We start from the raw sequence: 9,772 nt of genomic DNA on the forward strand, positions 1-9,772 counted from the left end.
TAACACAAACACAACAAATTCCAAAAAGAAAGAATCACCACTATTCAAAATAAGAACCGAACTAGCAATAGGAGAAAGAATAAAAGATCTAGTTACAAGATTCCTAGGACAAAGAATATTTTTCTTAACGTTTCAATGGCTAAAAGATGCGGATGATTCTTCTGGGAGGACACCATTGATTTATACCACTTATCCTAAGTGTGTATGCACGTATTGGAGAACAGGGTGCTAGACTAATACATAATCATACTCTTTCTTTTTTTATTAATTAAGACTGTAAAAACAAAAACTCTGAGCCACCGCAAACGTAATTACCATATTCATCATATGCACGAAGCTCAAGTCTATGTACACCCTCCAGTTTTTTATCCAAATCCCATGTAAAAGGCCGAGTTGAATCAGTATACTCAAGTACATCATCAAGATAAAACTCAACGATATTATTTACAAATTTCTTTGAACAACGAATATCTATCCTAGATTTTGAAGAACGAAAAATTGTAAATGATCATTCTGGAATATTTGTTACCTATTACCCAAAGGATCCACATTGTGAATATTCTGGGATGCTTATTACGTATTACCCTAAACAATGTGATTGATAAAAAATATTTTTACCAATCACAACCTATACTGGAAGGTACAGACTAAAAAAGCATTATAACAATAATCTTAGCTATCTAAATTTTTCTCTAAAACTAGCTTTAAAGGCCAAGTTTTTGTAAGTTATTATAAAAACATGACATGATAAAACACAAAGCAACATTCTAAACAGTTAAAAATCCAACTCTTAGATATATTAAATCTCTATTGCCAAAACAATGTTCTCATAGCCACTTTTATGTGATGTGGTAATTCTGGTATTTTTTTTCCTTCATAAAGATCAAGCGTACATCGAACATAAGTGTTTACTGTTTCATTGAAATACCATCTACCATAATCAGCATCAGCCCTCGCTGGGCTGCCAATGTAACCATCTTTTAAACCAAGTTCCTTAAATTTTTTGCTGATAGTTCTTGGTGAACGCATATCTCTATATATACTCTGTAAATTCTTATAGGATTCATCCACAAGATACGGGTACTGATATTTCATGAGCGATGTCTCACGGAAACACGCATGAACCTCTTTGCTTGTGTCAAAACCAAGTTTTGGTTCACGCTTCTCAGTTTCGTTGTTATAAAAATATGGTCCCCAAGGCTCACATACCTTCATACCATATTTTGATTCAAGTTTTTTCATAGCAGAATAAATACCTTTCAAATGACCGATTGCCATGTGATAGCTACATATAACAAGGTATTTGAAACCATGGTTAGCAAGAGAGGAACCAATACCATAGACAATGTCTCTAACGGTTTTTCCACTAACCGATAGGCTACCTGGAAAATCAGTGTTAAACTTGCAGTAACCAACTGGGATAGGTGGTAAAAGAACATAGTTTAAAGAAGGGTTTTTTTCATTTAAGATTTTTATAGCCTCAACAACAGCATCTTTGGCAGTGAGGTAATCTGTTCCAACTGGTAGATGAGGGCCGTGTTCCTCCATAGGATTAATTGCTAAGAAAAAAATTGTTTTATCCCTATTTAGTGCATCTATCTGTTTCCAATTGAGTTCCTCGAATTTTATGATTTTTGTTTCTTTTTTTTTGTTGTTGTTTTTCAAGTTGTTACCTCACATTCATCCTCATGTATTATAACTGTGTGTTCAGCTTGTGTAACAATACCTCTTTTTGCATCGATTAGCTGAGGGTATTCTTTTATGCACCCGGTCATTAAAAGTTTTCTCAGCTCAATGTCAACGTTTTGGGAGATTTTTTTACACCATCTTTCTGCAAACGGCAATGTGTTAAAGTTTTTATGTATTTTCATGGCAAGAACCCTTGTTCGTATATCTCTTATTATCTTAGTCCTAGCAGACCCAGTGTAACGATAGATGTTGCTACTTTTACCTGATATAACATGGCCTGCACCATCTGTTGCAAATGGTTCTATTGCAACAACATCACCTATCTTAAGTTTCATAACATCTAACCTGTTTTGGACGTTTGGTATTGATAAACCAGAGTGAAGAGTATATTTTTCCAAACTATGTCCTGTTAGGTTGTCTATTGGTTTATAACCATATGAGTTGATTGTTTCCTGTATGGTTTTACCTACATCTGAAAGTTTAACTTTTGAGCTCATCAAAGCAACTGCGTTGTCAAGAGCATGTCTTGAAGCCTTTATCATATCAGAGTATTTATTTGTACCAACCTCAACAGTCACCGCAGTATCACCAATATAACCATCTATATGTGCCCCAACATCTAGTTTAACCACATCACCTTTTTTAAAAACCAGGACATCATCAGAGTGTTTTGGTGTGAAATGGGCAGCAACCTCGTTTATAGAAATGTTAACAGGGAAAGCAAGACCCGCACCAGATTCGAGGATCTTTGATTCAACCTTTGTAGCAACCTCTAAATAGCTTACACCCTCTCTGATCAACTTTGTTCCATAGTCCCTAGCAGCTGCTGTGATTTTACCAGCACGTCTGTATTTATCATAAACAGATTCATCCATGTCTAACCACATCGTATATCTCTTTCTTTGTTATTTTACCTTCACGTAAAAACTTTGGTTCAACAGAAGTCATATCAACAATAGTAGATGGCAACCCCTCTAAAACACCATGATCTAAGTAAACATCCACACCCTTTAGCTGAGCCTGTATGTCTCTTATATTATTCGGTGTTTCCATACCATGGATATTCGCACTAGTAACCGTCAGAGGACCAAAAACAGATAAAAGCTCAAGAGCAAACCTGTTATCAGGCAGTCTAACAGCAATTTTATCAACCCCGCCTGTAACAACATCTGGGACAACATCCTTTTTATTCAAAACCAGAGTCAACTGACCTGGTAAAAAATGTTCTGCTAAAAGCCTAACCCGTTTGTCAACAAAAGCGATTTTCTCCATATCAACAACGGTTGAAACAGCAACAGGCAACGGTACATCAAAAGGCCGTTTCTTTACTCTGAAAACCTTTTTCACAGCATCCTCATTAAAGATATCGGCACCCAAGGCATACAACGTATCAGTAGGATAAACTACAAGACCACCTTGTCTCAAAGCCTCTATAGCTTTAAATAAATCAATTTTTACCATAACTATTTCTTTTTTGCCTTAAAAAAATCACCTAGGGTAAGAGCATGACGAGAACCACTAGCACCAGTGCTAACCTGTTTTACCTCCTCAAGAAGAGTGATACCAAGTTCCTTCTCCAGTTTAACAATGGTGCTATCTGATGGGCGAAGATCACCATTCTCAATTTTAGCGATTGTAACAGTCCTCTCACCTATACGAAAACCTAACTCCTCGCGAGATAAACCCTTTTTTTCCCTAGCGTTTTTGATTAGATTATTCCAACCAGACACCAGCTCTTTTGTCATATCAGCGTACACATCTTTCTCTCTAGGTTTTTTAATTAAACCGATACTCCTCTGAACAACAGGAGGAGTTTTAACAGCAGTTTCTTTAACACCCTGACCATATTTCATACAACTAGGGCAAAGCATCATTCTAACACCATCAACAACACCAAGTCTGCATTCAAAATAATCCTTGCCGCAAAGCTCACATTGCATACTCAATTCCCCAAACAAATTAAGGTAACAAACCAAATCCTATATCAAACCAGCTTTCTGCAGCGCCATCAAATCCTCAGTACTAAGTTTTTCTCCTTTTTTAAACCTCTCAAATATCTCATCAGCCTCTTTCTGAGCAGTTGTAGTATCCTCTTCTTTCTTACGCCTTCTTTTCTTTTCATGATCACTAGCTATCTTCCTCTCAAGATCATGAATCTTATCAACATAATCAATAAACTCACGGTGAACATTGTCTGCCTCAATCTTAGTCAAAACAATTTCCTCCTGAATCTCATTAACTCTTTTAACAAAACTGTCCAACTGTTTAATCAAAGTTATCATACTCTCATGTTCTTCCTGCGCCCTTTTAGCCAACTTCTCAACAAGGTCATGCTGTTTCTCAGCTTTCTGCTTCAATATCTTTTCCTCCTCAACAGCCTTTTTAAGTTGAGGATCCTTGTTTAAAACCTGCTCTTGAGCCTTAATCTTAGCATGAAGATCAGATATGGTTTCTATAAGTTTTTTTTCTTTCTGAGGAGACATAGGCTGGGTCATCTGCTCAATTTCTAGGTTTCTAAGCTGCCTTTTAAGCTCATTAAGGTTCATACCCATAGCAGAATGCTGTGTTTTCTCAAGTTGCTCAACTAGTCTCCTAGCCTCATTATAAGCCTTGTTCAGTTTGTTCCTCTGCTCTTTAGCGTGTTTAACCCTCTCATTTAAATCATCCCTGTTCCTCTTATGTACACTAATTTTGTTTCTAAGATCCCTAATCTTCGAATTCAACTCATCTCTTTCATCTGCAAGCTTCTTTGACTTAAGATGAAGCTGGTTTCTTTTTTCCTTTAACTCGTTCGCTTTTTTTTGGTATTCCTCTTTATTTTTCTTCCAGTCTTCTATAGATTCACTCATCAGCAGCCCCATATAGTAATCTATAAACTTCTTTTAGGTAAAATATAATGTGTTTATTAAGTATTTCGTAATATAATATAAGAATCAGACTTTTTTCTCCCTAGTTTTCTTCTTATACATAAGTAATCCATCAACTATAACAGCTAATATACCTGTTATGAAAACCATATCGAAAACATTTGCTCCACCTATAACTGCGGGTGTATTATTTTGTACTGGATGTTTGAGTAAACCAAGTAAATGAAACAAATCAGCGCCTATCAAAACACCGATGGTCCCAGAAACATATGCAAGTGATGCCGCCTGACGGAAGTTTCTCCACAACATTATAACTGAGAGGATGCTAGCTAAGAAAGCTGGTACTAACCATAGAGGAAAATGTGAAACTATGCCTCTGCTGGGATCAGAGTATGTGACAAAAAAGGTTACTATTGCAACAACTATTATACCAAGGCAGAGTTTTTTAGTTGGTAGTTTCTTTTTAATCACTAAATAAATACTTAGTAGTATAGGTATTATTGCACCGCCTGTGTTAATACCTACAACCCAGTTGTTGTAGGTGAATAATTGGATGTTCGCAAAACTGAAACCAATATATTCATCTATTATGCCATATCCTAAAATGAAGGATACAAGGATGATTATTGTTGCTTCTATTGATGAGAAACCCATGTCTTTGAATGCTTTTGTTGTAACTAGATATGCAATATAAAGAATTAGTATAGGGATGCTAACGTAGAGAATGTATAGTCCCAGTTCGGTTAAAGTTATTGCTAACATAACTACTAATTAACGGATGTTGGTACTACTTTATAAAACCTGAGATAAAGGATGTTAATCTCTACATAATCTTTTTAAGATTTGATAATATTCTTTAGTTTATGCTATCTACCTATGAATATGAAAATCCCGGGGATTGGCAATTCTAGGATATGACAAATATTGATTTTGGATTTGGAATATTCTTTATTATATTTGGGAATAATTGTTATCATAATAGGACTTATATCAATCAAAGCAGAAAAGATAATTGCACCATCGGCACGGGGAAGATTTCCTCTTTCGTTTTTGACTACTAGAATTTATAGATTAAAAAGAGGAACACTTGTATTTGGGGCATATATTGTTATAGAGATTTTAGTTGGTTTGACGTGCATTGTATCTGGGATATATCTGATTTTTTTTTAAAAAATTAAAAGTAAAAAACACCATGGTCTCTCAGATAAACGGATGTTATTAGCTATGGGCCGGGATATTCTATCTCTGGCCAAAGATTGGTATTTTTTGCTTCAGGGGGCAATACTATATTAAGTGGTACATTGTAATCATAAAAAAATATCTCCATCTCTGAAGTGATGATAGAACGATTGGCACCACCAAAAGAATAAACTCCGCTTTGATCGATTGTCGATTTGAGATGGCTTTTTTTTAATAAATATGTGTCCTTTGCTATCCAATATTTAACATCATATCCTATGTAACTATACGCATTTGAAGTAGTTGCAGATTGATTTTGAAAACCAGTAAAACGTAATATATAACAATCTACGTTTTCAACTGTTTCATCAGATACTCGTTTGAGTTCCGTATTATTATACTGCTCAGTTCCATTTTCAAGCATAGTTGCAATCAGTTCTAAATATGAATAGCCGCTCCACATCTCCGAACCCATAAGAGAGCTTGTCCATGTTGTGTTCCCATTCGTCTGATTTCCAAAATAAGAGATATTATCAACCATATATAAAATAAGATGCCCTTCATTAGATCCTTCAGAGGTGGTATTAAGATATTGCTTAACTTTTTTATTTAAAATATCGATTTCACCAGTCATTGCAACCGAAGATTCTGTTGTGCTTGTTGATTCTTTTATTGTCGTAATTGAATATGTGACTTCTGAAGAATATTTATATGATGTAACATTCTCCAAAGCATGCAAGAATCTTTCTTTTATCTCTTCGGCAGTAACTACGTTTTCTTCTACACATCCACTAAAAGAGAGAGCAAATAATATAGCTAAAGTTCCTATGGCCAACAATTCTTTTTTCATCCCATCACATCAACAGTAAGAATCATTTATCTCATATTAACATTTTTGGAGGTTTTAAGCTCATTTCAGAAAGAAAAAAGAAACATCTAAGGGATGTGGGTATGAACCATTAAAAAGGGTTAATAAACCTTCTTTATATTTCGGTAGAAGAAAACTGTGATTTGATATGGACTCGTTTCTAAAAAAAGAATGTGATTTAAGGTTCTTTCATGAAAATGGTTTCATAAGAAAACAATGCCCTTCATGCAAGGATTACTTCTGGACACTAGATGATAATGTAAAGTTTTGTGGTGATAAGTCCTGCGTAGATTTCAGTTTCATAGATAACCCTTTTGGCAAGAAACATTTTACTCTATCTGAGGTGCGTAACAGTTTCTTAGATTTTTTTGAAAAAAATGGTCATTCAAGGCTTCATTACCCTGAGACAGGTGAGCGTTGTCCTGTTGTTGCACGATGGCGCTCAGACATATATCTTACGATAGCTTCTATAGCTGATTTCCAGCCACATGTAACCTCAGGTGTTGTACCACCACCAGCTAACCCATTGGTCATATCACAGCCTTGCATAAGACTCAATGACTTAGAGGAAATAGGTGTCAGCGGTTGTCATTTAAGCATGTTTGAGATGATGGGACATCATGCTTTTAACAAAAACAAGGATGAGATCTACTGGAAAAATCAAACTGTCGCATATTGTGATGAATACTTCAGAAAACATATAGGTATCCCAAGAGAGAAAATCAACTACAAAGAGCAACTATGGGATGGTGGTGGCAACGCAGGTCCATGTCTAGAGGTGCTAGCTGGTGGACTTGAGATAGCAACACTGGTTTTCATGAACATGAAGGAGGATGTAAACGGTGATTTCATAATCAACGGTAAAAAGTATTCCCCTAATCCGTTAAACATTGTTGACACAGGCTATGGTTTAGAGCGTATAGCCTGGTGTTGCAGTGGCACAAAAACCATTTACGAAACCGTTTTTCCAGAGATAATAGAATGGTTGATAGACAACTCCAAGAATAGCTCTGATGTGGCTAGTATCTACTCATTAGCAGATCATTCAAAATGCCTTGCTTTTATGCTAGGTGATGGTATTGTGCCGTCTAACGTAAAAGCAGGTTATCTTACAAGACTTATAATAAGAAGGGGTCTTAGGTTTATTGAAAAACTGGGATTAAATGCAACCTTGAGGGAACTAGTAATTATGCAGTTGGAAGACCTAGAAAAGGATTTTCCATCCCTTAAGCAGCAAAAAAAACAGGCTGCTGAGATACTTGATATTGAAACCAACAGGTTTTCAGATACCCTCTCAAAAGGAGAGACGCTTGTTAAACGGATAATCAAAGAAAAAGGAAATGTTGACAACGAGTCGTTAATAGGTTTGTATGATACACATGGTATACCTCCTGATGTTGTGAAAAGCATCGCAAAAAAAGAGGGTGTAGAAATAGATATACCAAAAAATTTTGATTCAATGATAGCGGAGTTACATTCGCATGAAAAAGAAGAAGAAAAACCTGAGGAGATGCAGACCAATTTACCTGAAACCAGACTACTTTATTATGAGGATCACTACACAAAAGAGTTCGATGCAAAAGTTGTATGGGTAAAAGAAACAAATGATGGATATGAAGTTATCCTTGATAAAACAGCTTTCTACCCTGAGGGAGGTGGACAGCCAGCCGACAAGGGGGTCCTAATCGCCAATGGTAGAAACATAAATGTGAAACACGTTAAAAAAGAAGGAAAATCTGTCATACATCTAGTAGATGAAAAAATAGATGTTGGAAAAAAATTACATGGTGTGATAGATTGGGATCACCGGTACACACTGATGAAACATCATACAGGTACCCATGTTGTTAATGGTGCTCTTCGAAAACTTTTTGGTGAACATATATGGCAGGCTGGTTCTCAACTTGGAGTAAATGAAGCGCGTTTTGATTTTTCACACTACAAACCAGTCAGCGAAGAAGAAATTAAACAAATCGAAAAATTAGCTAACGATTTTGTTAAAAAAGGTGCTGTTGTAGAAAAGAAGGTTATGGAACGTAACGACGCTGAAAGAACATACGGCTTCAGGCTTTACCAAGGTGGTGTTCCACCAGGGAACATGATTCGTGTTTTGAACATCCCTGGTATAGACGTTGAGGCATGTGGTGGAACTCATCTAAACAACATAAAAGAGATTGAGAAAATCCGCATTTTAAAAGCTGAGCGTATACAGGATGGTGTAAACAGAATTTTCTTCGCAGCTGGAAAAAAAGCTGATGAATATGCCGAAGAAGAAAATCGACTCTATGAACAAATCGTAAATACTCTAAGCCCTATATATAAAATTAAGGAAAGAAAAGATGTTTCAAAACAGTTACAAGAATCTGCTAAGATATTTTCAGTATCAGTACAGCAATTAGAAAAAACAATAAAACGATTTTTAAGAGAAACAGAATTTAAAAATAAAAAAGAAAGAACAACTGTTTTGAATCTAGTAGAAGCATGTAATAATCTCTTCGACAAATGGAAAAAAACAAAAAAAATGATCAAACAAAAATCAGCTGAATTTCACCTACTTGAGGAGCTATACAAAGAAGAGGAAATAAAAATAGGTGGCAAACAACCTGCAAAGATCATATTTGGAGATATCCCTCAATCATATGATCCTATCGCCTGTGCTGGTAAAATAGTTGAACAAAGCGGATACATAGCTTATATTAGTTCTGGGAATAGAGTGGTATTAGCAGCATCAGAAGATTTAGATATAGATCTCAGACCAATAGCAAGAGAAGTAGGAAAAGTACTTGGTGGAAGTGGTGGCGGAAAACCACATATGGCCCAGTGTGGTGGGGTAAAAAGTGGAAATACAAAAGAAGCAATTAACAAAGCTATAGAGTTAATAGAAACAATAAAATAAACAAGATTTTTAGAGTGGGTAGATTATGTGTACCGCTACCACTATTACTGCTGTTGCTATACACATCGCTATGACTAGTTTAGGGTTTATTTTTAGCGATGTTTTTTCTTCTGCATCAAAGTAACGTATAAGCCCTGCTGCAGAATGAAATCCTTCTCCTTTCTTTTGAGCCATATTTATCCTCATTCACCTGATAAAGAGTTGTACTATTTTAGTTTTACTATCATAGGAAAGTGCTTGTCAACTTTAGCTCCTTGTGATGTGATACATTGA

At 35.7% G+C, this 9,772-nt stretch carries 10 protein-coding genes; 2 read left to right on the top strand and 8 right to left on the bottom strand.

Going from position 1 to position 9,772, the window contains the following annotated elements:
* A partial coding sequence (locus QHH19_05340) for a hypothetical protein (protein MDH7517749.1) occupies positions 1–232 on the top strand: 232 nt, incomplete at its 5' end.
* 575 nt (positions 233–807) lie between these two features.
* On the opposite strand, the gene QHH19_05345 is transcribed toward QHH19_05340, so the two are convergent.
* The 7 genes from QHH19_05345 to QHH19_05375 form a co-directional block, all read right to left on the bottom strand.
* Positions 808–1,665 (bottom strand): creatininase family protein, encoded by an 858-nt coding sequence (locus QHH19_05345; protein ID MDH7517750.1) that lies wholly within the window; start codon positions 1,663–1,665, stop codon positions 808–810.
* Positions 1,662–2,564 carry a type II methionyl aminopeptidase gene (map, locus tag QHH19_05350; protein ID MDH7517751.1) on the bottom strand — a complete coding sequence of 301 codons (903 nt, stop codon included), beginning with the start codon at positions 2,562–2,564 and terminating at the stop codon, positions 1,662–1,664. The genes QHH19_05345 and map overlap by 4 nt, the downstream gene beginning before the upstream one ends.
* The gene (locus QHH19_05355; protein MDH7517752.1) at positions 2,557–3,150 is read right to left on the bottom strand and encodes an L-threonylcarbamoyladenylate synthase; all 594 of its coding nucleotides are present in this window, start codon (positions 3,148–3,150) and stop codon (positions 2,557–2,559) included. The genes map and QHH19_05355 overlap by 8 nt, the downstream gene beginning before the upstream one ends.
* A gap of 2 nt (positions 3,151–3,152) precedes the next feature.
* Positions 3,153–3,629, bottom strand: a complete 477-nt coding sequence (locus tag QHH19_05360; GenBank protein ID MDH7517753.1) for a multiprotein bridging factor aMBF1 — start codon at positions 3,627–3,629, stop codon at positions 3,153–3,155.
* A gap of 39 nt (positions 3,630–3,668) precedes the next feature.
* A complete protein-coding gene (locus QHH19_05365; protein ID MDH7517754.1) occupies positions 3,669–4,538 on the bottom strand; it encodes a hypothetical protein in 870 nt (289 codons plus the stop codon).
* A gap of 84 nt (positions 4,539–4,622) precedes the next feature.
* The gene (locus QHH19_05370; GenBank protein MDH7517755.1) at positions 4,623–5,318 is read right to left on the bottom strand and encodes a DUF1614 domain-containing protein; all 696 of its coding nucleotides are present in this window, start codon (positions 5,316–5,318) and stop codon (positions 4,623–4,625) included.
* 460 nt (positions 5,319–5,778) lie between these two features.
* Positions 5,779–6,585, bottom strand: a complete 807-nt coding sequence (locus tag QHH19_05375; GenBank protein ID MDH7517756.1) for a hypothetical protein — start codon at positions 6,583–6,585, stop codon at positions 5,779–5,781.
* 166 nt (positions 6,586–6,751) lie between these two features.
* On the opposite strand from QHH19_05375, the gene alaS reads away from it, so the two are divergent.
* Positions 6,752–9,499, top strand: coding sequence for an alanine--tRNA ligase (gene alaS / locus QHH19_05380; GenBank protein ID MDH7517757.1), 2,748 nt, complete (start codon positions 6,752–6,754; stop codon positions 9,497–9,499).
* 9 nt (positions 9,500–9,508) lie between these two features.
* Here alaS and QHH19_05385 read toward each other — a convergent pair whose 3' ends face one another.
* Positions 9,509–9,673 (bottom strand): preprotein translocase subunit Sec61beta, encoded by a 165-nt coding sequence (locus QHH19_05385; protein MDH7517758.1) that lies wholly within the window; start codon positions 9,671–9,673, stop codon positions 9,509–9,511.
* Between the last annotated feature and the right edge of the window lie 99 nt (positions 9,674–9,772).

The sequence above is a fragment of the Candidatus Thermoplasmatota archaeon genome, assembly GCA_029907305.1.
Taxonomy (GTDB): domain Archaea; phylum Thermoplasmatota; class E2; order DHVEG-1; family DHVEG-1; genus JARYMC01.

Bases quoted from the DNA above. Each gene is read 5' to 3' on its own strand.
- QHH19_05360 (MDH7517753.1), bottom strand. From the start codon at position 3,629: ATGCAATGTGAGCTTTGCGGCAAGGATTATTTTGAATGCAGACTTGGT.
- QHH19_05355 (MDH7517752.1), bottom strand. From the start codon at position 3,150: ATGGTAAAAATTGATTTATTTAAAGCTATAGAGGCTTTGAGACAAGGT.
- QHH19_05365 (MDH7517754.1), bottom strand. From the start codon at position 4,538: ATGAGTGAATCTATAGAAGACTGGAAGAAAAATAAAGAGGAATACCAA.
- QHH19_05375 (MDH7517756.1), bottom strand. From the start codon at position 6,585: ATGAAAAAAGAATTGTTGGCCATAGGAACTTTAGCTATATTATTTGCT.
- alaS (MDH7517757.1), top strand. From the start codon at position 6,752: ATGGACTCGTTTCTAAAAAAAGAATGTGATTTAAGGTTCTTTCATGAA.
- QHH19_05385 (MDH7517758.1), bottom strand. From the start codon at position 9,673: ATGGCTCAAAAGAAAGGAGAAGGATTTCATTCTGCAGCAGGGCTTATA.
- map (MDH7517751.1), bottom strand. From the start codon at position 2,564: ATGGATGAATCTGTTTATGATAAATACAGACGTGCTGGTAAAATCACA.
- QHH19_05370 (MDH7517755.1), bottom strand. From the start codon at position 5,318: ATGTTAGCAATAACTTTAACCGAACTGGGACTATACATTCTCTACGTT.